Source organism: Streptomyces zagrosensis, assembly GCF_014203645.1.
Taxonomy (GTDB): domain Bacteria; phylum Actinomycetota; class Actinomycetes; order Streptomycetales; family Streptomycetaceae; genus Streptomyces; species Streptomyces zagrosensis.
The window spans coordinates 183,588-207,290 of sequence record NZ_JACHJL010000003.1 but is presented as its reverse complement, the minus strand read 5'-3'; the positions used below and the strand labels follow the sequence as shown (position 1 = coordinate 207,290).

General features: G+C 65.0%; 26 protein-coding genes. 1 reads left to right on the top strand and 25 read right to left on the bottom strand.

Features of this window, described 5'->3' with window-relative positions; genetic code table 11:
• Positions 1-9: 9 nt before the first annotated feature.
• The 25 genes from FHS42_RS07760 to FHS42_RS38540 form a co-directional block, all read right to left on the bottom strand.
• Positions 10-2,445: a phage/plasmid primase, P4 family gene (locus FHS42_RS07760; protein WP_184570196.1), complete on the bottom strand. Its 2,436-nt coding sequence runs from the start codon at positions 2,443-2,445 to the stop codon at positions 10-12.
• Complete coding sequence (locus tag FHS42_RS07755) at positions 2,432-2,953, bottom strand: hypothetical protein (RefSeq protein ID WP_184570194.1); 522 nt, start codon at positions 2,951-2,953, stop codon at positions 2,432-2,434. The genes FHS42_RS07760 and FHS42_RS07755 overlap by 14 nt, the downstream gene beginning before the upstream one ends.
• A 248-nt stretch (positions 2,954-3,201) precedes the next feature.
• The gene (locus FHS42_RS07750) at positions 3,202-3,468 is read right to left on the bottom strand and encodes a hypothetical protein (RefSeq protein WP_221476222.1); all 267 of its coding nucleotides are present in this window, start codon (positions 3,466-3,468) and stop codon (positions 3,202-3,204) included.
• 14 nt (positions 3,469-3,482) lie between these two features.
• Positions 3,483-4,172, bottom strand: coding sequence for a recombination directionality factor (locus tag FHS42_RS07745; RefSeq protein ID WP_184570190.1), 690 nt, complete (start codon positions 4,170-4,172; stop codon positions 3,483-3,485).
• A 76-nt stretch (positions 4,173-4,248) separates the two neighbouring features.
• The gene (locus FHS42_RS07740) at positions 4,249-5,034 is read right to left on the bottom strand and encodes a hypothetical protein (RefSeq protein ID WP_312866767.1); all 786 of its coding nucleotides are present in this window, start codon (positions 5,032-5,034) and stop codon (positions 4,249-4,251) included.
• Between the two features lie 195 nt (positions 5,035-5,229).
• A complete protein-coding gene (locus FHS42_RS07735; RefSeq protein WP_221476221.1) occupies positions 5,230-5,808 on the bottom strand; it encodes a deoxynucleotide monophosphate kinase family protein in 579 nt (192 codons plus the stop codon).
• Positions 5,805-6,059, bottom strand: a complete 255-nt coding sequence (locus FHS42_RS07730; RefSeq protein WP_184570186.1) for a hypothetical protein — start codon at positions 6,057-6,059, stop codon at positions 5,805-5,807. The genes FHS42_RS07735 and FHS42_RS07730 overlap by 4 nt, the downstream gene beginning before the upstream one ends.
• Positions 6,060-6,154: 95 nt before the next feature.
• Positions 6,155-7,156: a peptidoglycan-binding protein gene (locus FHS42_RS07725; RefSeq protein WP_221476220.1), complete on the bottom strand. Its 1,002-nt coding sequence runs from the start codon at positions 7,154-7,156 to the stop codon at positions 6,155-6,157.
• A gap of 77 nt (positions 7,157-7,233) precedes the next feature.
• Positions 7,234-7,491, bottom strand: coding sequence for a hypothetical protein (locus FHS42_RS07720; RefSeq protein WP_184570184.1), 258 nt, complete (start codon positions 7,489-7,491; stop codon positions 7,234-7,236).
• Positions 7,492-7,504: 13 nt separating this feature from the next.
• Positions 7,505-9,745, bottom strand: a complete 2,241-nt coding sequence (locus FHS42_RS07715; protein ID WP_184570182.1) for a hypothetical protein — start codon at positions 9,743-9,745, stop codon at positions 7,505-7,507.
• Entirely contained in the window at positions 9,742-10,425 is a 684-nt protein-coding gene (locus FHS42_RS07710) for a hypothetical protein (protein ID WP_184570180.1), read from the bottom strand. The genes FHS42_RS07715 and FHS42_RS07710 overlap by 4 nt, the downstream gene beginning before the upstream one ends.
• A gap of 177 nt (positions 10,426-10,602) precedes the next feature.
• A complete protein-coding gene (locus tag FHS42_RS07705; protein ID WP_184570178.1) occupies positions 10,603-12,993 on the bottom strand; it encodes a phage tail tape measure protein in 2,391 nt (796 codons plus the stop codon).
• A gap of 389 nt (positions 12,994-13,382) precedes the next feature.
• Entirely contained in the window at positions 13,383-13,694 is a 312-nt protein-coding gene (locus tag FHS42_RS07700) for a hypothetical protein (RefSeq protein WP_184570176.1), read from the bottom strand.
• Between the two features lie 45 nt (positions 13,695-13,739).
• A complete protein-coding gene (locus FHS42_RS07695) occupies positions 13,740-14,303 on the bottom strand; it encodes a phage tail tube protein (protein WP_184570174.1) in 564 nt (187 codons plus the stop codon).
• 31 nt (positions 14,304-14,334) lie between these two features.
• Positions 14,335-14,739 (bottom strand): hypothetical protein, encoded by a 405-nt coding sequence (locus tag FHS42_RS07690; protein ID WP_184570172.1) that lies wholly within the window; start codon positions 14,737-14,739, stop codon positions 14,335-14,337.
• Complete coding sequence (locus tag FHS42_RS07685; protein WP_184570170.1) at positions 14,739-14,981, bottom strand: hypothetical protein; 243 nt, start codon at positions 14,979-14,981, stop codon at positions 14,739-14,741. The genes FHS42_RS07690 and FHS42_RS07685 overlap by 1 nt, the downstream gene beginning before the upstream one ends.
• A complete protein-coding gene (locus tag FHS42_RS07680) occupies positions 14,978-15,322 on the bottom strand; it encodes a hypothetical protein (protein ID WP_184570168.1) in 345 nt (114 codons plus the stop codon). Before FHS42_RS07680 ends, FHS42_RS07685 begins: the two co-directional genes overlap by 4 nt.
• Entirely contained in the window at positions 15,319-15,873 is a 555-nt protein-coding gene (locus FHS42_RS07675; RefSeq protein WP_184570166.1) for a hypothetical protein, read from the bottom strand. The genes FHS42_RS07680 and FHS42_RS07675 overlap by 4 nt, the downstream gene beginning before the upstream one ends.
• 191 nt (positions 15,874-16,064) lie before the next feature.
• On the bottom strand, positions 16,065-17,021 hold the full coding sequence (locus FHS42_RS07670) for a major capsid protein (protein WP_184570164.1): 957 nt from the start codon (positions 17,019-17,021) through the stop codon (positions 16,065-16,067).
• Positions 17,022-17,122: 101 nt separating this feature from the next.
• Positions 17,123-17,692 (bottom strand): hypothetical protein, encoded by a 570-nt coding sequence (locus FHS42_RS07665; protein WP_184570162.1) that lies wholly within the window; start codon positions 17,690-17,692, stop codon positions 17,123-17,125.
• Positions 17,693-17,708: 16 nt separating this feature from the next.
• Positions 17,709-18,680 (bottom strand): VG15 protein, encoded by a 972-nt coding sequence (locus FHS42_RS07660; RefSeq protein WP_246494365.1) that lies wholly within the window; start codon positions 18,678-18,680, stop codon positions 17,709-17,711.
• Positions 18,681-18,688: 8 nt separating this feature from the next.
• Positions 18,689-19,675 carry a phage portal protein gene (locus FHS42_RS07655; RefSeq protein WP_221476219.1) on the bottom strand — a complete coding sequence of 329 codons (987 nt, stop codon included), beginning with the start codon at positions 19,673-19,675 and terminating at the stop codon, positions 18,689-18,691.
• Between the two features lie 76 nt (positions 19,676-19,751).
• A complete protein-coding gene (locus FHS42_RS07650; RefSeq protein WP_184570158.1) occupies positions 19,752-20,123 on the bottom strand; it encodes a hypothetical protein in 372 nt (123 codons plus the stop codon).
• Positions 20,124-20,138: 15 nt separating this feature from the next.
• The gene (locus FHS42_RS07645; protein WP_184570156.1) at positions 20,139-21,836 is read right to left on the bottom strand and encodes a terminase large subunit; all 1,698 of its coding nucleotides are present in this window, start codon (positions 21,834-21,836) and stop codon (positions 20,139-20,141) included.
• Positions 21,817-22,296: a P27 family phage terminase small subunit gene (locus tag FHS42_RS38540; RefSeq protein ID WP_184570154.1), complete on the bottom strand. Its 480-nt coding sequence runs from the start codon at positions 22,294-22,296 to the stop codon at positions 21,817-21,819. Before FHS42_RS38540 ends, FHS42_RS07645 begins: the two co-directional genes overlap by 20 nt.
• 862 nt (positions 22,297-23,158) lie before the next feature.
• Between FHS42_RS38540 and FHS42_RS07635 the strand changes: the two genes are divergently transcribed.
• Complete coding sequence (locus FHS42_RS07635) at positions 23,159-23,677, top strand: hypothetical protein (protein ID WP_184570152.1); 519 nt, start codon at positions 23,159-23,161, stop codon at positions 23,675-23,677.
• The last annotated feature ends 26 nt before the right edge of the window (positions 23,678-23,703 follow it).

Genomic DNA, 23,703 nt, shown 5'->3' with positions numbered 1-23,703 from the left:
GTGTTTGGGCTACGTGCCGAAGATTCCCGGGCCGGTCTGTTCGGGGCTCTCGTCGGCAAGGCGCAAACCACCGAGGGAAATACCCTTGTTGGTGCGCTTTTTAGTGGCGCCGCGTTCCTCCATGGCCGAATAAAAAGCCTGCCGCGTCCACCGTTCCCTACCGGGCAAGTTCTCTTCCTCGCACCATTGCAAATACGTGTTGAAGCAATCGTTTCCACTCATGGTCACCAAGTCGTCGGCCCATGCGAGAACGCCTGGCAGGAAACCCGCGAGCGGGTCCGAGGTCTCGCGGTACTCCTGTGACGCACCTACGATGACCTGCGGGTCTCTCAGTCCCTCGCGATACCAGGTCACCGACCCGCGCACCGCCCACGCGGCGATTCCCTCGGCCTCAGCGAGCAGTTTTCTATCTAGCGCGGGGTCTCGCTCCGCAGGGGAAAACCAGCGCTTGAACGGGATCAATTTGACGCGTCGCCAAAGGCCCTCGTCCTGCGACTTGAATTTCGGCTTATGGTTGGTCGCCAACAGCAGCAGGAACGACGGTCGGAACTCGAAGAATTCCTGTCGGAGGAATCTTGCTGAGATCATGTCCTTACCGGTTACTCGCTTAAGGATTGATTCAGACATAGGCTTTCCGGACTCGCCTTCGGATGCCATGACGAGTCGTGCCCCGCGGAGTGCCGCAATATCGTTGGGGATGCCGCTGCTCTTGCGTTCCTCGAACGTGTTAAATGGGGTCGTTCGGGCAATCGCCCGGAACACCGATGTAAGGGTTTCCACGAGCACGCTCTTGCCGTTGGCGCCCTTGCCCCATAGCACACCAAATGACTGTTCGGTGGTGTGTCCGGTAATGCCGTATCCGACCAGCCGTTGCATGTACGCGGGCATGTCCGGCATGCCGGGGAAGATCTCGCCCAGGAATGCTTCCCATCGGGGGCACGTCGCGTTGGGATCGTAGTTGATATCGAGCCCGTACGTCAGTAGGTCGGCCTGGTCGTGCGGGCGTATAAGACCCGTGCGGAGATCCACGGTCCCGTTCTTGAAGTTCAGCAGGTCGGGGCGGTCGTCAAAATTCGTGGCCTTAATGGACACGCTCGGCACGGAGCAAAGCTCGGTAAGCAGTGCGTCAATCCGGCTGGTCATGGTGAACCCGCGCGCCAACTGATTTTGGCCTGCAAGGACGAGAGCGGCCCCCATGCGGTGGATTTCCTGCCGGACCCGCATGTCACTTCGGACCCATATTCGGCCGTTCCATGTGTAGAACCCAAGTCCCGAAGCGTGCCGGATCGTGCCGTTGGTGAACGCGACCAGCGCGTGAGCGTTCATTGCGTCGCTCTCGCCGTACTGGCCCACCAGGTCCGACAGGATGCGCGCGGCCTCGCTGCCCTGGTCCCGGGACACCGAATCGGCACCCGTACGGGTCGCCAACTCTGTTGCCCGCGCTGCTTCTTGAGCTTCGGCAGGTGCGAGTGCGGGTCGGGCAGCCTTGACCGCGCGGTGAAGCTCGGCCGCGAACCGCTCGGGGTCGTCCTCGCGCCAATCGGTCAAGTCCCACCCGACGCGGGGCAGTTCGAGCGCGAACGCGGTAACGCCGTGCTCGGCGAGACCCGCGGCGAGGCGGGCGGAGAACCCGGCCCCGGCTACGTCGTTGTCTCCGGCGAGGATGACGAGCGAACTTCGCAGACCCTCGGCCAGCTCGGCAACCAGTTCGGGCGAACCTGCGAGGGAAGCCCCGCGAATCGCCACGGCGTCATAGCCGCACGCAACGGCCGTGAGCGCGTCCCCTGGTCCCTCGCAGACCAGAACCGTGCCGTACCCGCCCGCCCCGCGAAAGACGCCGTACGGGCTCCACCGGTGCTTGCGGGGGTTGACCAGGGACAGCCACCGTGCCGGACAGTCGCCCGATAGGTCCCGGCCCTGAAGTCCTCGCGCGGCTCCGTCCCATCCGTACAGCGGGACCGTCACACGGAGATGCGCGCGGTACTGCCGGGAGAGATAAGGGAAGTCTTCGGCCTGGTCGCCGGGGTCCACGCCGATACCGAGTTCCGCGGCGGTCTCCACATCGAGGCCGAACCGGTCGGTGAGGTAGGCCCGAGCCTTTCCGGCACACTCGGACGCGTAGTTACCGAGCGCTGCCGACGTGCGGTCGATGTACGCGGCGAGACCTGCGACCAGTCGCGCGGGCACCAGCTCGGGACGCTCGGCGGAGACCGTGTTGCCGGGGCCGGACACGTCGAATAGATCGGACCAGGACAGCCGAGCCGCGCGGATCACGTCGGCTGTCTCGCACCCCGCCCGGCACGTGAGCCGCAATTTCAGGTCTTCGCCCCGCCACAGGCGCAGACTTGGCCGGCTGTCTGCGTGGCCTGGACACAGTGCTGAGTACCCGCCGTCCGGCTCGTCCGCCACCTGGTCGAACCGGGCGAGCAGATCAGAGAGCAGCACGACGGCTCACCCCTGCCCGCACGTCGGACAGCAGCGCGGCGAACCGTTCGACGTTCGTCGTCAGGTACCAGCGGTCCGCGTCGAGACCGCGCACGGTGGTCGTGAACCCGTACCGCTCGACCATGTGTCGGCTGGACAAGCCGAGGGCTGTACGTGTCCGGGTCCACGTCCGTACGTCAAAATGCACACGTCCCGCACGGACGCCGAGCCCGCGCCGCTTGTGCACGACGACCCCGTACGGGAATCCCGCGTTGACGGCTTCCGCGGTGGCTTGTCGTAGCCACGTCGGGACAGCCGGGTTCATCACGTCCTTGCATTCGAGGATGAACGGCACGGCGTGGACGTCTCCGATATCCCGCGAGCCCTCTTGTGCGGGTCGGCGGACGTTCAGCCCGTCGAAGGGGTCCAGGAATAGCCCCTCGTCGTCCACCAGGTCCAAATAGGCGTTAAGGAAGTTGCGCACCGCGGATTCCCACGCGGTACCCCTGACCTTGTTCGGGTTAGCCAAGGTCGGCCCCCTGCCGGACAGTGCATCCACGGCCCATGGCATGAGCTGCCGCAGAGAGATAGCGCACCCAATCCGGGCGCTGTCGCCACCCGTCGCACAAAGTCAGTTCGTCACCCTCGGAAAGTTCGCGCACATCCCCGAGTGGTGGTGCGTACTCGGCGGTTATTTTTAGAGTCATGCGTCCCCCACACAGCAAAGGGCCGGACAACCCGTTTCGGTCGCCCGGCCCATTTGCCTGGTCGCTCGTGTTAGCTGCGTTCGCCGGCCACATCCGGCACGATCAGCCGGACGTGTTCAGCGGAAATCCATTCCTTCCGGAGCGAACGACGCTTGGTGAATCCGGACTCCATACCAGTCGGCATGACGCGCAGCATGGCGCGCAAACGGCCGTCAACGAGTCGCGCAGTCACCTTGTCAACGATGGCGTCCGCCATTCGTACACGGTTTCCCTGCCGCGCCGCGTAGGCCACCAGGTCCCCGCGATAGATTTCGTCTCCGCTGTAATCCGTGACCACGCCGCGCTTTCCCATTACGCGCCTGCCACGGCATCGTTCCAAGACTTCACAACCTTGATAACCGGCTTGAAGTAGGACACATCCCGGCCCTTCTTGGTCGTATACTCCACCAGCTCAATGAACAGATCTGCGAGAGCTTCGCCGCCCACCTTGTCCAGGGCGTTACTGATCTCGTGCAACATCTCGGCGAGCTTCCAAGAGGAAGTCTGGAAACGGAAAAGGCCAAGGTCGTAATCCTCGGCGAGCCGGAACATGACCTGAATCGAGGGTGACGGGCCACGCTTGGACTTGGCGTTAGCCTTCCGGTCCTCCATCAGCCGGGGGCAGCCACACTCAATTCCCTTATCCGACTCCGGGGAAAGGAATTCCACCCCGTCACAGTGGTGAATGAGAACGTTGCCGTTCCACAGCTTCATGTCCGACGTAATCGCGCCCGAGCCAGACAGGACGACCTTTACGCGCTTCGCGGCGGTCATGATCTCGATGAAGTTTTCGTTTGGCGATTCGGTCTCTTCCGGCTGCCCGCCCATGAGCTGAGCAATAGCCGCGGCAACCTCCGGGTCACCGGTCGTCACCTTCCATTCCGGAAGTGCTTCCGGGATGCCGTTGACGGACCGGCCCGAGTGGAAGCGGCCAACGGTGTCATCAGAAAACGTGCCCTTCGGCATCGCGTCCGGGTCAGTCTCGAAAATACGCAGCGCCATGCTGTGAATCCCCCTGGTTTTGGGCATGAAAAAGGGCGGGCCGCTGGAATGCGACTCCGCCCGCTAGTGCTGTTGCCTATGCGCGCCGCTGCGTACCGGTGATGAGTCGGCGGGCGCTCTCGGCGATTGCTCGGCCGATCACGGACTTAGACGTTTCTCGGTCCCACGTGAAAACGCGCCGCAGCGTCAGGAAGGTGTCGAAAACCTCGCGGTCGATGCGAACGTGCTTGAACGCCCAACCTTCCGGGGTAATGTGGAGAACGGCGGCCCCGTCGAATGCCGGCATCGGCTCGGAAGTCCCGTCAGGGGCAACGATCTTGTCGGCGTGCGCGTAAGCGCTCATCTGCAACGCCACATCGGGATACGTGCTCTTGCTCGTCTTCCAATCGACAATCAGCGTGTGCCACTCGCCGGACACGTGGTCGGGCTTTCCGTCCTCGCCGAGCCGAACCCGCAGGATCGCGTCAAAGCTGCCCGCGTACTCGTGCGAGTCGGACCACGCAATGTCTTCCGCGCGGACCAACTCGGGGCGCACCACGTCAAGGAATTCGGCGAATCCTCCGCGGTACGGCTCTAGGTCGGGATGAACCCGCCCGACCATCTCTCCTCGGATCATGCGCTCAAAGAGGTCGTGGGCATCACTGCCGACCTTCGCCCGCAGACGGGTATAGCGGCTGTGAGCATTACGCAGGTAATCAATTGCCCCGGTCGCGTCCCGCTCGGCAATCGACGCCACAGCTGGAAGGTTGGCAACCGCGGTTTCGGCGGTCATCCGGGCAGCCCACCAGACAAGGAAAGGCTTGGGCAGCATGGCGACCACGCTTGTCACGCCCGGGTATTTGATCGCGGTTACCGGGTCCACGTACCACCGTGAGCCCCCGCGCTGAATCGTCCGGATAGCTCCGGGCATTGGTTCCCTCTCGTATTGCTGTGCTTGGGTGCGACCAGCGGGGCGAGGGGTGATGAGGTGACGAAATAGCCTTACTTTTTTGGTGAACAAGAAAAAACCGAGAGAAAGAAAGACAGGGGGCACTTTCACCACCCCGTCACCCGCTGGTCAGCGGCGGACCGCGAGCGCGTCCACCAGGGCGTCAAGGTCGGCGACCGTGCCTGTGTTCGGGATCGTCACGTCCGCCGGGTACGCGTCTAGGTCCAGCTCGGAGACGTGCCGCGCGGCCTCGCCCCCGGCAGTCGCCTCGGGCCGCTCGATGCGGACCATGAGGGCCCCCGCGCACCGCAGCGCGTCCGCCTCGTTGGCGTAGCGCACGTCCGAGACGACGACGGACAGGGACCTCCGGTCGGCGGTGCGCACCTTGTCCAGCGCCATACGGAGCCAGAAATCCGGGTCGTCCGTGCGGACGGTCTCGCCGAGGTTCTGCAAGGTGCGCCGTACCTCGGGATAGCTGTTCTTCGCGCGGTCCCACCCGTACCGGCGCACCACGTCAGACAGCCGGATCGGGAGCGAGCCGTAAGACGTGCTCTCGGCCCCAACGATCGGGTCCAGCCCTAGGGCGGAGTCCTTGAGCGGGTCCGCGAACGCCACCCGAACGAACTGGTACCGGCTCACGAGCCGAGCGGCGGCGGTGTCCTTCCCTGCCCCCGCCCGGCCCATGAGTGCGACGTGCCGATAGCTCACGCGGACAGCTCGTCGGCGTCGGCCTGGTCGTCGCCCTGGCGCTCGTCGAGCGGGCCGCCCTCGCCGGCCGATGCGGTCTCGGCGGTCTTACGGTCCTCGGCGCGCTGCACCGCCTCACCGGTACCGAGCACCGCGGCGACCAGGCCGAGGACGAGCGCGCTCGGCAGCTCGGGGACGTAGTGGGCGACCAGGGCCAGAGCGGCGACCGCAACGGCGTAGATACGGGCCGGATGGGTCTTGATGAACTGCATGGGTGTTGCCCCTGAAAGTTGCTGAGTGTGAACGGGTCCGCGTTTGCGTTCCCGAGCTGGTCCCCGCCGAGGGGGACCGCTGTTACGGGCCGTGGTCAGACCGCCGGGACCTTGAGCGCGTCCCACGTGGTCTTGCCGGGCCAGCCGTCCGCGTCGGCCCCGGAGAACCCGCGCTTTCGCTGCCACGCGGCGTAGCTCTTGCGGTCCGCGTCGGTCCACTGCGGCCCCGGGCCGGACACGTACCGGCCGCACCCCTCGGCGACTAGGCGGCGACCCATGGCGGTCACGAGCGGGCTCCGCGGGTTCTTCTTGAACCACGCGGCCCCGGGGAAGGGCGCGAGGGCGGCGGGCTTGCCGGTCGAGCCGAGCAGCCGCGTAAGACTGGTCGGTCCGGGCACCCCGTCCGCGTCGGCTCCGCGGTAGCCCAACGACCGCTGAAAGTCCCGATAGTTGAGCGTGTCCGCGTCGGACCACAGGGGCCCCGGGCCCTCGGCGTAGTGCTTGCCGAACCCGCGCTTTACCAGGGCCTGACCCACCCGGGTCACGTGGGCACCCTTGGCCCCGTAGCCGTACGACAGACCGCCGATGGTCACCCGGGCCCGCGAGGGGGACGAGCTGCCCCCGTTCCAGCTGCCCGGGTAGGCGGGGCGGCCGAACCCGAGGACGGACGCCCGGGACCTGGTGCGCCGATAGCAGCCGTCGCCGTTGCCCTGACTGCCCGCGTTGCCCGCGGACGTGTTGCCCTCGATGGTGCGCAGCGTCCCGCCCGCCGGGGCGTCCTCGGTGACGATGCCGACGTGATCGGCGACCGGTCCGCCGTCCCACGAATAGAACACAATGTCCCCGCGCTTTGCGGGCGCATTCTTACTCACCCACTGGCCCCGCGCACGGAACCAATTCACGTGGCTCGGGCAGTAGGCGAACCGCCCGACGACCGCAGCGTTACCGCTCTTGTGCGCCCAGTAGCTCACCGCCATGTCGCACCACGGGTTGTAGTCCAGCCCGTACCAAGCACCGTGCTTGGTCTTGTTGCTCGGGCCCTCCTTATAGCCAACGTCCGCAGCAGCAGCGGACAGCATGGCGTCAACACCTGACATTGAATCCCCCTGGTTTCAGGCATGAAAAAGCCCCGTCCGGTAAGCCCGGAACGGGGCTGGTGGTTCTGGTCGGATCTCTAGCCGGCGAGGCGTGCGACGGTCAGTCCCGCCGCAACGACGGTCGCCACCGCGGTAATCAGCGCGACGGGCAAGACGAACTTGCCCCGCTCGCTCTCAAGCCCGCGAATACGCGACTCGTGATCCTCTAGCGTCTCGTCCACGTTTTCCCCCTGTTGTCCGAGCCGCTGAACGTCACCGCGGAGCCCAACAACCTCGTCATAGATTTCACGGGCGCCGATACGGACGCCCAACGGGTCGCCCCGCTCGTCTTCCATGTCCCCCCTAGGCTTAGGTCGGTAGGGGCGCGTTCGGACGCGTGGGCGGATCGGGTGTCAGTCCCGAATCCTTTGGTACGCCGTTGGCTTTCGTGCCTCGGAGGGTGAGCGTTTGCGTGATCTTCCCGCCGCTCCCTTGGGCCTTGTTGCCAATGACCCAAGCCAGTGTGTCCAGTTGAGCCCCTGTGCTGTCCACCACCCGCACCACGTCGCCGAGGCGAATTCGGGGATCGGGCAGGATTTCCACGGACTGCAACAGCGGGGGCGGATACACCCCGGCTTCCCGAAGCGCTACCGCGAGTGTGCTTGCCGACGTGGTGTCCTGCACCCATACTTTCGCGTCGTGCTCGTAAACCTGCACGCCGTAATAGGACTGGCTTACCGTGTCCCGCGCCGACCACAGCGAGGGAACCGGGTCATGCCGGGCAGCGTGCACCAGGGCGATAAGCGAAACACCGTGGTAATAGACCGTGCTCGCCGACCGATTCCGCATGGTGATCGTGACTGCCCCACCGTTACGGCGAACGCTGATCTCCACGGCCCCGGCCACCGTGGCGGACGATGCAGCGGACCCAGCCCGGATGACCAGCCGGTTCGGGGAACCGGTGTCCGCCGAGTACGCCGTTTTGGGGGCGCGCGGGTCGTACATGTCCACATCGACCAGCAGTGTCCGCGTAAGGGTCGCCCCGGCGGCAATGGCGACCGGTGACGGGTACTCCTGGACCTCGGTAATGCCGTCTGCTTCTACGCGTGACCAGTTCGACCATTTGACAGTGCAGTGGTTCCGGCACGCGTCGATTTCCTCGGTCATCGTGAGCGAACCGAGTTCGCGTGCGGAAGTCACCACCACATCGGGAACTGTCGGGACAGTGGCCCACCTGGTGTGATTGCGCCAGCGAAAGAACCCGTCCGAGTCGAACTCGGCTGTTGCGAGGGTCGCGCGGGCTATCTCGGTGATCACATCCCATGCGGACCCGCTCACCGCAGGGATAGCCCGCATCGGAAGTACGGGCATGTCCAATGCCGCCGTGCGCTTCCATGTCCCGTCTTGCGTCGCCGCGGCGAGGTTCGACGGCTTCGCGGTCATCTGCGACACCTGGTAACACTCGGTGCGCATGTTTTGCACCGCGAAGCTCACGGAGTAGAGCGCGCCGGCTGCCGCGGGAACCGTGCCGAATGTGCCGTTTGACAAAAAGTCCGGGCTCATCACGGAACCTGCCTGCGTGATGACCGGGGCGAGCGTGGGAACTCCCGTGGTGGACCAGGTGAACCACCAGCCGATATGGAATGTGCCGCGGGTCGTGAGTTTGTCCCACGTCCATTGCAACGCCTGGTTCTTCGTCGGGTCGATGTTGGTCCCGGACCACGCGGTGAGCTTGGCCGTGGTGAAGTTGACGTCCATGGCGACGTAATGCGGGGTGGCACCCGCGAGCCATTCGGTTTGGATTCTAACGGTCTGTTCACTGAACAGGTTGGCGTCCGTGTTGGCCCAGAACTCGAACCAAAGTCCATCCGAGCGCCGGTTGACCGGCAGCAGCGCCGGAATGTATGTGATGGTTGTCGGAGAGCTGAAACCGCCCTCCAACGCGCTCTCAAACGGGGCATCCGTTTTCTGCCAAAAGCCGCTATCCCCGTTCATCCCTTCCAGATATCCGACGTTCGCGGCAGCACCGCCATGCAGCGAGGCATAAAGGATGCTGCCCGCTCGCGGGGGCGGGGCGGTGTGAATTCCCGCGCCTCGTAGCAGGTGGTCCACCACCCATACCGGCGACGCTGCCCCGGTCCACTTGCCGTTGCGATCGGACAGCGCACCGTCCGGGCGCGGAAGCGCGGCGGGCTGCCGGACCCGCTCGGCACCGTCCAGCGCGGAGACCCGCACCAGGTCGGTACCGGACTGGGCAGAGCGGTTGCGCACCGTGCCGCGGAACGCGTCAACGACCCCGCCGTTGATGCCCCACCCCGCCACGACCGATTGCCCCGGACGGGCCACATCACCGGACGAGCGCGGGGCCCACGGCCCGTATAGGGCAGGCGCCGAGCGGCCCCCGGTCCCGGTCACGGTCACGTCCAGTTGGGCACTGGTGGACCCGTTGAAAGCCCGCATGGCGTCCGGTAGGTCGGTGGCGTAGGCGCGCTCAAGTGACCAGCTCTCTACCTGAGTTGACACATCCCGGCCGCCGAGTCTGGTGGTGTGAGTGGCGTACCGCTCGCCGGCTGCCGAAGCAGAAGACAGGGCTGGGTCGCCTGCGTTCATGGTCCGCTCACCTCCACCAGTTCCAGGCCGATGTCCCGGAACGCGCCGTCCCCGGCCATGGCCGCATGGCTGTACCGCGTGATGCTGTAGCTGGGACAGCCCTCGCCGGTCGGGCGGTCACCGGCCAGCAGTGCGGCGGACACGTCGCCGAGGGCGAGCACGGATTCCCCCATGACCCACATGCCTTTCGCGGAGAACCGCACGGCGGGGCGGGCATACGCGGCCCCGGCTGGCACGGTGTGCACCATTGGCACCAGCGGGGTATTCGTCGCCGCCGCGGACAGCAGTGAGTTCGCCACGTCGTACCACTCGATACGAAGCTGTGAAAGTGCCGCGCCCGCGGCGAGCAGTCCTGGCACCCACCAGGTCACCGCAGTGCCCGGGGCCACCGGGTAGCCCGTCCACGTCGGATGTTGAAAGAACAGGTCCGGCCCGTTCGACGGGGGGATTGCTTCCACTGACACGGTGTTGGGGACGTGCTCGCCGTAGTCACCGCCGTACAAAATGAGGTCGCTTGATCCGGATGCCGAGGTGACCGCCCACCGCGCGGGGTTACCGAGCCCGGCAGCCTGCCCACCGCCTAGCAGATTCCCCGCGAGCGGGTCCAGCACAGCAACGGGCCCGAGCTGGTCCAGCCGACGCGCGAGGCGATCGAGGTGCCGCACGTCGTCTCGCTGCATCGCATCCCATGCGAGCTTGAGCCGGCGAGGGGCAACGAGCGGCGCCCACGTGGTGACACCCCCCGCTAGAGAGCGGAACTCACTCACGTTGAGGTCAGGACTTCGGTCGAACGATGACGCGCCGTCCGTGATCTCACGCAGTGATCCAGGGCGCCCAATCCACATACCCAACTACCCTTACCTCCTTGCCAGTTGACGCTGCCCGGACGCAACGGCGCGGGCTATGTCCGTCTCACCGATACGGAGGACGATTTCCCGCGCCCGCTCGGCATCCAAGGCCCGCAGCAGCGCAGCAACCGTCGCGTCCCGGGCAGCGGATATCGTCGGTGATCGCACGGGCCCGGCCAGTCGTGCAGGGTCGAAAGACGGCATGGTCACCATCGACTGAATACGTGCATCCAACGTGGACTGCTCAGCGTCGATTCCATCCACCACGCCCGGGGGCAGCCATCGGCCTACCTCATCGCGCATGACCGTCGATGGCGAGTTGATACCGAGCGCATCCGCAATAGGCCCGGGAATGGCCGACTTCGCCCAAGATTTGAGTTCGCTGGCGAGCCAGCCACCCATTGACCGGATTCCATCTAGGATGCCCCGCGCAAGGTCTGCGCCCTTCCCTCTGAGAAGGGATCGGAAGTTTCCAACAGCCGATGTCACCCGCCCCGGTAGACCGCGCATCCAGTCAATGAACTCACCGAACTTGACGCGCGCCGATCCCGTGAAGCCTGTGACCGCATTCGCCATCCCGCGTACGCTCGTCGCGCCCTTACTCAGCCACCCAATCAGGGTACCGATCCACCCAATCACGGTGCCGAGAGCCCCGAATAGCGCAGAGAACACCGGACCCGCCAACCGGATGAGTACGGGCACGACCACTCCGAGCACGTCCGCGGCAAGCCGGGCGAGCCACGCCACCAAAGACGCCACCACCTCAATCAGGGGACGCGCTTTGGTCACCACGTCGGATAGTCGGCTCCCGAGCGACTGCACTACCGGAGCCACCCGCGAACCGATGAACTGGGCAAGGGCCGACAAGATGGGCTGCATGTTCTCGGCTACCGCCGCATACACCCGCATCATGGCTGGCCAAATGACCTCAAGGAGAATGCGGCCGAGAGACGCCAAAATGGGCGCCACGGCACTGACCACGGCGGTATAGAGCGTCATGAGTGCCGGAACGAACTGGTTCATGAGCACACTGCCGAGCCCCTGAAAGGCTGGAAGAACGGTCGTCTGTACCAGTGACGCGAGCGACTGCAAACCAGGTAGGAACGCGGCTTTCAGCGTCCCCCCAACGACGGCAAGCGACTGCCCGAACACATCGATGGCGGACCCGCCTGTCGAACTGGCGAAAGATCCGTAAAAACCGGTCACCAGGTCTTTACCGACACTCAGCGCGGGTCCGAATGTCGTGCCAATGAAGCTACCAAACGACATAAGCGCGGGTATCACCCTGCCACCCATGAAGTTGGTCACCCCAACTTCAAGCCCGCGCTTGAACTGCTCAATCCTGGCACCCGCATGGTTGTGCAGCGCGTCGCCCATTTTTTCGGCTGCCCCGGCGGTGTCCCCAAGGGCCTTTACAGCAGTCTTCGGGTCGAGCGCATACAAGGCCCGGCCGAGGTCCTCGCTTTTCGTGCCAAAAAGTCCGACGCTTGCGGCGCTGCGCTCGGCAGGGTCCTTCATGGACTTGAGCCCGTCAAGAACCTGTTGCAGCCCTTCACGGGCACCAGGACCACCCGCGGCAATCTTCTTGGTCATCGCTTCAGCATTGAGGCCGATAGCCTCATACGCCTCTTTGCTAGATTTGCTGCCGTCCGTCGCCCTGATCTGAAATTCCTTCAAAGCGTCGGCGACAGTATCCGTATCCCGGGCACCTGCCTGCATACCTTGAGACATGAGTCCCATAGCGTCCGCCGCGGACAATCCGAGATCCCGAAACTTCGTGGAATACTCGTTCATGGTGTCCGCCATGTCATCGGCGCGCGGACCCATCTTTTGCATGCCGGCGGTCAAAATATCGAGTGCTTCTGTACCGTCCTTGGCAAGCCCATTTTTGAGCATTTGCCCAACGGCATTGCTAGTCTGGCCTAGGTCGAGTTCAAACGTTTTCGAAAGGTCGGTGACCTTTCCGGCTATGGACTCGATCTGTTTGTTGGTGGCGTCCGGCGGGAGAATACCCGAGCGCATGACACCGGATATCGCATCGGCCGCTTCCTCTACCGAATCCGTGACTCCGTGGGCGTAAAGCTGTCCTGCGGCTTTTCCGTATCGGGCCGCTTCATCGGGGGTCGTTCCTAGCTGTGCTTGGATCTTGCCGTTGATGGCTCCCTGGTCGAGAGCATCCATGAAACCCTTGGTCAGGACCGCCGCAGCAGCGAGACCAATAGCAGCAAGCCCGCCTTTTAGGACTCCACCCATTTTCCCGGTGAAGCCCTCGCCGGCTGCCTGCCCACCTTCATTTCCGGCGGCTTGTGCCGGGCCGGTTACCTGCCTTTGCAGTTCACCGGCAAAGCCTTCCACCTCCGGGACGATGGACACATAGCCCATTCCCACTTCAACAGCCATACCGGATCACCCCCCGTTCCCCGGCTGCAACCGCGCAAGGTAGGTAGCGACCTCGCGGACGTCGCGGCGTGTCCCGCCGATCCGGTCCGTACGGACACCCGGGCGGGGAATGGGTTGCGGGCGCCTACTCGGCGATTTCGAGCCCGCGTTCCCGCGCTGCCAATTGCCCTCGCTCAAGCGGTCATGCACCGCTGCGAGTAGCTGCGTTTCCAGCGTCCACACGGAATCCGGGCCGGCAATCGCCCGACCCAATGCAGAGTCGGCCGGAAGACCCGTCACCAGGGCTCGCAAACGGCGCCACGTAAGGCCCGATCCGGGCCGGAACAGGTCGCGCAGATCGGTACCGTAATACCGCTGCATATCCGCTTCTATGGCCTCGCCGTACTCATTCAGGAGTCGGCAGAGGCCGAGGATTCCCCCAGCGGCGTACCCTCGTGCTTCTGCCACTGCCGGAAAAGCTCACCGAGCGCAGCGAGCGGGGCCGGAACGTCGTCAAACTGCTTCCACTGGTCTCCGAGCCCGTGCTTAAGCAGGGTCTCAATATCCGTGGCGCTCGGGTTGTCCACGTTCACGGCCTTGAGAATGGCCTTATCCAGCTCGCCGGCTGCGGGCATCGTGAACACCAGACCGGCAAGGGTGAACCGGAAAGGTTCCTTTCGGGCTTCCTTGACCCACACGTCAAGGTCGAATGCATTACCCATGTGCTGTGCCTCTTACTGATATAGACGGTACGTTTTTACGCGGGTTTACGCGGCGGGAGTTGTGCCCCACGCGGGGTCATCGCTGTACTTGATTGCGACCGTTCCGTCAGCACCCGGATAGGCGGTAATGGTCAGCTCGTAAGAAACCGCCTCGTCGCCCTTGTAGGTAATGTCTCCGGTCTCGGTGACCTCGCCGTCCGGCACCACAATGCGGATATGGCTGTTGCCGTCGATCACGTCGAAACCGAACGTGCGACGGTCCGGGCCCGGGGCCTTAATGGCAAGCACCGACTTGCCGGAAGTCGTCGCCACCTTTGCGCCCTTGTGGTACAGCTCAAGGACGGTCTTACTCGTCTCGATGGCGGTAAAGGAGAAAGACATTTCGCTGGACGAAATGACCTTCCGGACGGTAGCGCCGCCCTGCCATCCCTTGATTTCCGTGGTGTCCGCCGAGTTGGCTTCGGTAATCCCGTCATCCGAGATCCAACCGATATCCGTGAACGCTGCGTCCCAAGGGGCTCCGGCGTCAGTCGGTAGCGTTGCCTTTGGCGGTGCCACATAGGCAGCACCAGTGACCGCCACCCTTACGGCGTTGGCGTTTAGAGACATGGGTGTCCCCCGTAGTAAATGAAAGTGGTGTTTAGAGCGCCCGTCCACGCATGTGGATTTCCACGGCGAACGCAAAGCGCGGGGCGCTGGTCTGGTCGTCGGGCAGCCACATCGGGCCCCCGACTTCCGACACCCGGTAAACGGTCACTCCGTCGCGCACCCCGGGAATGTCACCGAGCAGTGCGCGGGAGAGCGCCGCGAGATCATGAGCCGCGGACTCGCTCTCGGCCCAGCAGTGAATATCAAGCCGAGGACGGTCGGAAACGGGGGTCTGCTGCGTGCCCCCGATGCGCTGCACCCGGACGAATACCGGGGGCCGCGGAGTAGGGACGCGGGAGACGACAGGGACGGGCCGACCACGGGCCTTGAGAGCGCCCCGGAGATAGCCCGTCACCACCGCCACCGCGTCCGGCATGAGCACCAGCGGACGGGCCATTAGGCGCCGTCCATTCCGCGCAGCAGCGCGCTACGTGTGCCCTCGGCGTCGTTGTGCTTGTTGTAATTGCCGATCACAGCCGCGCGCCAACGTCGGGCACCTAGAGCCGAGTCGGTCCGGTAGTCGCCCCCGTCGCCCTCTGCACTCGCAGCGATGCGCCCCGCGATGCGCTCGACTTCCCGTCCGACTTCCGGGTTTTTCATGAGCGAGTTAATGCCGCTGCGGTTGGGTCGAAATCTCATCCGTTCACCTCCTTCAACCGTGCTTCGGCGTGGTGCAGTCGCCCCCCGACGACCCACCGCGCAACATATCCGTCGGTCTCCAACAGCCGGCCCACGGCAACCACGCGGTCGCCCGGTATCAGGTCGATATCGACCCCGCGGCGCGTGGTCAGCCGTAGGCCCGTGGTCACCGCAGGGCGGTCTCCGTCGTCCTCGGTGGACGTGTCCGGCTGGACCGATACGCGGCGGACGGTCGTCCTGGTGGCGCTCGACCAATCCCGCTCGGCGGTCTCGTTGCCGTACCGGTCCGCCACGAACGGGGCCCGCACGATCACGACCGTCTGTGTGTAGTGGAGCGTCACCAGGGGCCCCGCTTCCCGAGCTGCACGACAACAGCGCGAGGGCGGTACCGGGCGAGTTGGTCCCGCTCGATGGGGGCGAGGCTCGCGCCGATGGTCTCGGCCGCGTAGGTCACCGACACCGAGCCGACCGACTCTTGCCGAAGATCGGACGGGTTGGTCAGCACTCGGCCGGCGAGCGTGAGCACGATGGCGCGCACGGTCGCGGGAACCTCGGTGTAGCCGTGGGTGTACGTGACGACCACGGGCCCGAACCCGAGGGCACGTAGCCACAGATCATCACGCCACAACCGGTACTCGTCCGGCCGCAGCACTCGACCACCCGCGCGGACCAACTCAACCGCTACAACTGGACGTTGGGGCAGCGCGACCCCTTGTCCCCGAGGAGAGAGAGCAACGGTGCTCGTCCCTCGGGTGAAGCGCTGCCGTGCCTCGCTGCGGACGATGGCGGACGCGGTGTCGAGCACCAGGGCGGCCCCCTCGGGCAGCTCGTCCCGCTCGCGCTGCATCCACGCCGCAAGCTCGTCCACCGTGGCCAATGCGGGGAGTGCCATGCGCGTTACCTCCCCTTGCTATGTGACTGTCTGAGCGCCGCACGCCAGACACCGCGCCACGGTCCGCGGGGCCCCGGAGGAATCGAGAACCGGAAAGCTCTCGACCCGTTCCGGGGCACCGCAGGAATTTGTGTGCGGAATCTTCGGGGCGGACGCTGCCCGCTTGCGCGGTGGCATTCCGTCCCCTTCCCTTACTTGGCGAGAACGCCGTTGAGGCGGGCAGCACCACGGCCACCGAAAACAGCGAGGCCGGTATAGAACTCAATGCGGGTGCGGTAAGAGGGCTTGGATTCCAGCTCGCCGAGATCCGTAACCTGAATACCGCCGTTGGTGAGCCCGGTCACCGCGCGGTCGTCCTCGGCCTGACCAAAACGCACGGCGTAAATGGACGACGCGTCAACGGCCGTTCCCTGCGTCTCGGTCTGCGGGAGAATGTCAGCGCCCGCGGCAGTCTGCCCCGGGTCGAGCAGCGGAATGCCGTTGTAGGTGGCGACGTACTTTCCGGTAAGGGCCTCGCGGACCATCTCGTAACCGCCGATCCGGCGAGCCGCGGACTTGATCTTTGCGATAACCGCGCGGTTGGCGTACAGAGCGCCATTCGCGTTGGTCAGGCCCGGGACCTGTGCAACGAGCGCGTCGAGCAGGTCGAAGAACGCGTGCGAGTCCTTGCCATCGGTACCCACAATCGGGGCGCCGTTGGTGCCCGCGGAAACCACCTGGTTACCGGTGAGCCGCTTACGCAAACCGTCAAAGCCCTTGGGCTCGGCCGCAACGTCGCCATTGAAAAACGCGTCCTGGAACTTATACGCAGCGGCTTTGACCTTCATGCGCGTCTGAATGGCGCGCTGATCATTCAGGTTGCCGCGGGTCTTAACGATGAACTTGTCAACGTCCGCGTCGCCACCGAGGATTACCAGGCTTTCGGACTTCTGGTTCACGGTGCCCGTACTCTCGGCGTAAGCCTCATTCACGGAACGGAACTGGACGCCCGGCAGCGTGGCTTCCTCGTTGTACGCGTAGGAATTTCCCTCGATGGTCAGCAGCGGCAGCCGGTCAAGAATGCTCGACTCCTGCACGAACGTTTCGATAACGCCCCGCTGAAGATCGGTCGTGCTGAGCTTGGCAGCCTCGGGAAGAGTCAGTGCCATGTGTTGAATTCCCCCTGATTTTGGGCATGAAAAAGGGGACGGCACCTATTTAGATGCGTCCCCTGGAATGGGTTGCCGGAACGTCTCTGCGGAATGGTTCCTTACGCGTCGTACGCGCGGCGCAGACGGTCAAGCGGGGTTGCCGGCTCGGGCTCGGCGGTCTCACGCGGACCCGCGCCCACGTCACCCCACGACCGCGCGGGGTCGGTCTCTGCGACCGCAAGATAGGGCTTGTCCTTGACGAGCTGGTCCACGGCAGCAGCCACCGCGGCAGCGTCGATATCGCCCCCGGAGCCGGCGAGCGAGGACACGTCCAGCAGCGCGAGGGCGTCCGCGGGATCACGGAGCTTGCCCGCAGCAGCGGCGCGCAGCTCGGCGCGGACGAGCTGTTCCGTGAACTTCTGCCGGATCTCCGCGCGCATGGCGTCAAGGTCGGTGCCCCGGGTCGCCGCGTTCGAGCGGCGGAGCCGAGCCGCTTCCGCTTCCGCGTCGGTGGCGCGCTTCTCGGCAGCCGCTCGGGCAGTCTCGGCGGTCTTCGCCGCGTCGGCCTGGTCGCCCTCGGGCCCCTTGCCCGCCTCGCCCTGGCGCTCGCTGCCGGTAGCCGTACCGGGCGCACCCTCGGGCTTGTCCTCGGGGCCGTTGTCCGGGGTGTTCTGCGGGTCGTTTGCCATAGGTGGTCCCCCTGGTTCACACGATGTATCCGTGTTTCTTGAGCATCGCTATTTGGTGCTCGCGGTTCTCTCCCGCGAGTTTGAAAATGGTCTCTGGCGTTAGCCGCGCCTCGCGGGCCCGTGCGTACTTTTGGCCCGAGACTTTCTCGAACGCGGCACCCATGGCCTTGGCCCCGATACCGCGTTTGGTGGTGCCCTCGGTCGTGACGCGCATCGGGCCCCGACCGGTTACCGCGGTTGCCATTCCTCGGCGGGCGTTGATGATCTGCCCGAGGTCCGCCCCGCGCTCAAGGGCCATGACGCCCGCTTCCCCGAGCCGCTTCCGCTGTTCGGCGGGACTCATCTCACGGAACAAGTCCTCGGGGGACTTGCTCGCTTTCCACTCGGCATCGGTCATCGGCTCCATTCCGCAGTCACAGCGGGGATGCCGTTTGAAGCCCGTGGAATAGATGTATTGACGGCCCGCCAGGATGATGCACCGAGCGCACGCGGGCAGCCGCACAACGCGGACATACGAGATACAGCGCGGATGTGCTGCCATGCCGATGGACGTAGCCGTACGGGACGCGTCGGCTATCTGTGTCGCTGCCATCATGGCCATTTGGGTAAGCCCACGGGCCGCCGCGAGTTCGGCGCTCTCGCCGGCTGCTAGAGCCCGAGCCGTGGTAATGGCGGGCAGTTGCAGCAGTGAGGCGAGGGGCCGGCCGTCCGCAGCGATGCCGACCAGGGCCGCGGTGTCGAGCGTGCCGAGCGGGGCCGCAATGGCACCTTGGGCCGCCATGGACGCACCGACGAACAGTTGGGCACCCTGTACGGCGGAGAGCTGTCCGGCGGTCACCGCGGCGAGGATTGTCCGCCCCGCCTCGCCCTGCATGGCGGACAGAATGCGGTCGGCGGGAACGTCCTTCCAAAGCCCCTGTATCGCCTCCACAACGGCCCGGGAAATGTCCTGGACTTGGGTGTACCGCTCGGCCGCCAACTCCGCCATACGGGACACTAGGCGGCCCCCTCGGCGTCCTCGGGTTCGTCGGCCTGGTCGTCGTCCTCGGCCTGGTCGGGCTTCACGCCGAACAGCCCGGACATGTCCCCGCCGAGGATTGCACCCGCGGCATCCGTACGCATGGTCTTCCAACGTCCGATCTCATCCGGGGTCACCCCGGGTATGCGTTCCCACAGAGCCTCATCCGGCACACCGATACTTTTCAACTTCACCAGCGCATCGGAGTATTGCGCATCGCTGCGGAACTGCGGGTCTCTCCACACCACGGAGCCGAGCGCAAGCGATTCCGCGCGCCGAGCCTCGCCCTGCGCTATGGCCTCAAGGCGCATAATTTCGCGCAGCGCCGATCCGAAGTGCCGTTGCATCTCGGACACTTTGGCAATCAGCCCCGCTTCCGATGCGGCGAACCCGTCAGGGCTCACATTGACGAGCTGCCCCGCTAGATAGCTTGGCGGGGTGCGGGTCTGCGCGGCGATGTGCTGCACCGCCACCTCAATAACCTTGAGATAGTTCTCAAGATCAGCGGCGGAGAACTCGGCAATCTGCGCGCCCTGTTTCTCAAGCCACAGCAGACGGTCCGACCGGAAACGGTCTAGCGGTAGATCCTCCTCGCCGACGACTTCCCCCGACTCGGGGTCCACGATTTCGCGGACGGGCCGGTCCATTCCGAGCACCGCACGGGCCGGAAGGGCCAGACCGTCCGATGCGGTCATGAGGTGAGCCCACAGCGTATTGACCGCATCCTGTAGCGGAAGGACCGTCGCAATCTCGGACCGTGGCTTACCGTGCAACCGCGAGCGGTTCGGCAACTCAACCAGCGGCACCACCTTGAGCGGATTCGGAATGTGGCTCGGCTCGCCCCGGGCAAGTCCCGCAGTGCGGCCGGTCCACCTTCCGCCCTCGCGGGTCGGACGCTGCCACCGGTAAACCATGGTCGGCGTGAAAAGGGTTGCGAACTCCGTATCCCAGTCTCGCCACGTCATGAGCCCCGCCTTACGGAGCCGGCGACGACCAGGGACGTACTCGACTATCGCGCTTCCGGCGTGTTGAAAGGTGATCTCAACTGCCATCGGCGTTGTTCCAGACCAGGGCGTAAGAGCGCCCTGTAATCAGCGCTTCCAGCAGCGCAAGACCGATCTCAACATCGGATTCTGAGCGCTTCCACGCCTTACCGGCATCCTTGTCTATGGACCCGTCTTCCAGACGGAAACCAATCGGCATGAGCCGTTCAACGGTCGCATCGGGCACCACGGCGCACCAGTTGTCGGAGAAATCGTCAAAGAGTCCGCCGGTCTGCGTGCTGAATTCCGGCGACGTGAACAACAGCGGGCGTTCCCCCTCGTACGCGTCGCTCCATTTCTTGGCCTGGTGCCTGCGGCGCTGTAGCTTCCCGTGCAGCCGTTCCGTCATCTGTAGCGGTGTTTCCGCCATGCTTCCCCCCTTGTGCTAAGCGCTCGCCGCACGGGCACGCTTAAGCGGTCGGCGGACATACCCGTCAAGCGCCATGACCACAGCGGCGATACCGTCAATACGGGCGCTCGACTTCCCGCGGTCAGGTTTCACGGGGCGCAAGTTGTCGTTGCCGTCCCGGTATACCTCGACCACACTTGCATTCCAACGGAGGATCGGGTTTCCGCCGTGGTGTATTCGGCTCTCGCGGAGCAGCCTTTCAAGTTCCTTGCTGCCGGGGCTCATTCCTAGATAGGTCTGCGCGACGGGCACCACGTCCACGCCGCGGGTTTTCTGTTCGATGCGCTGGACGAGCTGCCCGGCAAACATGCGGTCGTAAGAGATTCGCTGTACGTCGAGCCGACGACAGTCCGCAATGATCTGTTTCTCAATCGCCCCGTAGTCGATTGCGTCGCCCTCGGTGAGCGTCAACAGCCCGTCGTCCGCCCACTGTTTAAGCGGGACCTGTAGCTGTGCCTCTAGCTCGTCTATGCGTTCCTCGGGCAGCCAAAAGCGCGATATCACTTCCAGCTCGACCCCGGGTTTCCGGGACTCGACCACCAGAACCCACGCCGAAAGGTCGGACACCGCGGACAGGTCCACCCCGCCCCATGCCCGCCGATAGCGGAACGCCTTGTCATTGACCGGCCCGTTGTTCGCATCCCACAGCGTGAGCGTCAGCCACCGACTAGCGGCCCGCATACGCCTGTTGAGAGACAACCGGCAGAACGTAGGGAAATAGCTCGGCGTGGACTTCGCCTTGTTCGCCTCACGGCGCATGTAGGCCAGCGAGGGCGACGCACCCAATCCGGGATTGGCCTTACGCCATGTCGCCTCGCTGAAAGGGTCGTCTGATTCTTCGGCAGCCCAGATGACCCCGTAATGACCAGGGTCGGACACAATGCCGTCCGCACACCGCCGCGTATACGTGTGTTTCTCGTCGTAGATGGACCCTTCCACGCCCTCATCAGCCGTCGTGATGAATACGACCAAGGGTTGGTCACGTGCGCCCGTTCCTGTCTCGATCGCGTCCACCAGGTCACGCCGCTTATGCACGTGAACTTCATCAACGATCGCGCCGGAAACGTTCAGCCCATGCGCGGTCTCGGCGATTTTGGACAGCGCGCGAAAAATACCGCCCGTACGAGGAACGCGTATAAGACCTCGCAAGACCTCTACGCGGCCCCGTACGGCGCGGGAAGTCAACGCCATACGCTTAGCGTCATCAAAGACGCGTTCGGCCTGTGGCAGGCTGCCAGCAGCCGCGTATACCTCGGCGCCTATCTCGCGGTCGGCAAGCAGCAGCACCAACCCGATACCCGATGAAAGAGTTGACTTTCCGTTCTTACGCGGTACTTCAATCCACGCCGAGCGGATGATCCGCACCGCGCGCCCCAACTCGGGGTCATGGGCGAGCCACCCGAAAACCGGGGCGATAACCCACACGATTTGCCAAGGGTCGAGCCGTAGTCGTGACCGCCCCCACCGACCCTTGGTGTGCTTGAACGACTGGATAGCGTCGATGGCACGCCGAGCGGCAGACACATCGAAGTAGGCGCCCGGAGCTGCCGCAGCTTGCGCAGCGACCACCAGGGGCCGCGAGGCGAGCGCCGCGGATATCTCCTCGGGTGTCACCCCGAGTTCTAGCAGCGCGTCATACGGGACCGGCAGCCCGTCAGTCAAAGACTCCGTCATCGTCGCCCCCGCTTTCCGGCGGGGTAATCCGGGTGGCTGACGCGGGACTGAGCCCGAGTTCACCGACCAACGACCGGAAGTGACTTCGGTACTGACCAGCAATCGTCACCCACGGGGATTTCACGTTCCCGCGCTCCGTCTCAACCACCAGGCCGGAACGGCTCAACTCGCGCTCGGCCTGCCAGAGTCGGGCGACCGTCACGCAATACTCGATAGCTGTCTCTCGCTGCGGGTCGGTGAGACCAGCGGAGAACACCAGGGCGGGAACCGTCCTCGCCCACACGTCAGCCGCTTTCCCCCGCACGTCGTCCGACGCGTCCCCCGGAAATAGCTCGGCCCAATCGGGCTCGACAGGGGAGAGCGGGGCGAACGTCGCACCCTCGCAATTGCGGTCGGGGCGGAACGTGCCCTCGCGGACCGCTTGAATGTGGGGCTTGGGTTTCTGCCCGGGAATTGCCACGCTAAGTCACCTCCACCGAAACGGCCCAATGAGCCATGCGAGTTTTTTGCCTCCCTGCCGCTCAGCCAGCGGCGGGGGCGGGAGTACCCCCCTGGTCAGAACGGCGGACGCTCGGACGCCTCACGGCGCGAACGAGCCTCAGCAGCGAACCCGCCCGGCTGATTGCGCGCGGTCTCGCGGTTGTGACACCCGATACACAACGGCCGAAGGTGCTTCGCCGCGTCCGGGTTCACCTCGCCCCGCGCGATCATCTCTCGTCGGGACAAAGGGAAATGGTCGGCGACGTTCGCCGGCTGACCACACAGCACGCACCACGGGTTGGCGTACAGGTACGCGCGCCGGATGCGCTGCCAACGGGTCGTGTAGACGGCTCCACCGCGCGACGCACGGTCGGCGTTCGCCTCACGCTCGTGCGCGGCACAGCGGCCACCACGGGCAGTCAGCTCGGGACACCCGGGGACAGAGCACGGGGGCCGGGGTCTACGGGGCATGGGGGTCAGCGCCGCAAGAGGCGAGACCATGTGGCTGTAAATGATCTTTACGCACTTTACCCACTTCCGCCTCTGGGAACGCTTGTAGCACTGACGGCACCGCCTGTCGGATAGGGGCATGGCAGACAACCGCACCAAGGCCAAGCCCTCAGCCGCTTTTGAACTCCGTTGTGCAGGACTGCACTTGACGATTCAACGCGTCCCCGGATGGCTCGTGGCAGCACTCGCCACGGCCACAGGAAGCGGGCTCACAGCGTGGCTCACGCAGAGGTGAACGAGTGTGGCCCGCGCAACACGGCTTCTGTCCCTGCGGCGCAGACGAAAGCGCGTAAGTCAGCAAGCCTGGGACCAAGCCACCAAGGGGGGTAGATATGACAGCAGCGGACTACACACAGGCAGACGTGACAGGACTGGTGAAACAGTGGGCCAGGCAAGAGCGCGTGAACGCTAAAGCGGCCGGCGAGCACCCGCCCCCGTATTACTCGGGCCTGTCGGACTCCAAGCGCAGTGAGCTGCACAGGGAAGCGCACTACTGGTGCGACCTTGCCGCAGGACTGTTCCTCGATCAGTGCGTACCGCCCCGGCCCACCCGCGAAAACGTCGCTGCCATCCGTGACCATCTGACGCAGTGCTGCGCACGGTTGCGCGCCATGCTCGACGCCCGCGGGGACATGCTGCCCGAGGGCGTTCGGGACCAGCTCGGCACGGCAGAACAGCGGGTCGCCATGGCGCTCGACATCGTGGAAAACGCGCCCGCCGAATGGTCACGCGAGGCTGACGCAGCATGGACCGAACTCACACGATGGGCACGCCATCTCGACATGAACTACCGGGGCTTGCAGCGCGAACCATGGAAGCCGGACGGCTCTACCACCTACGGCAACGGCTAGGTAGCAGCACGCACAGTCGCTCCAGC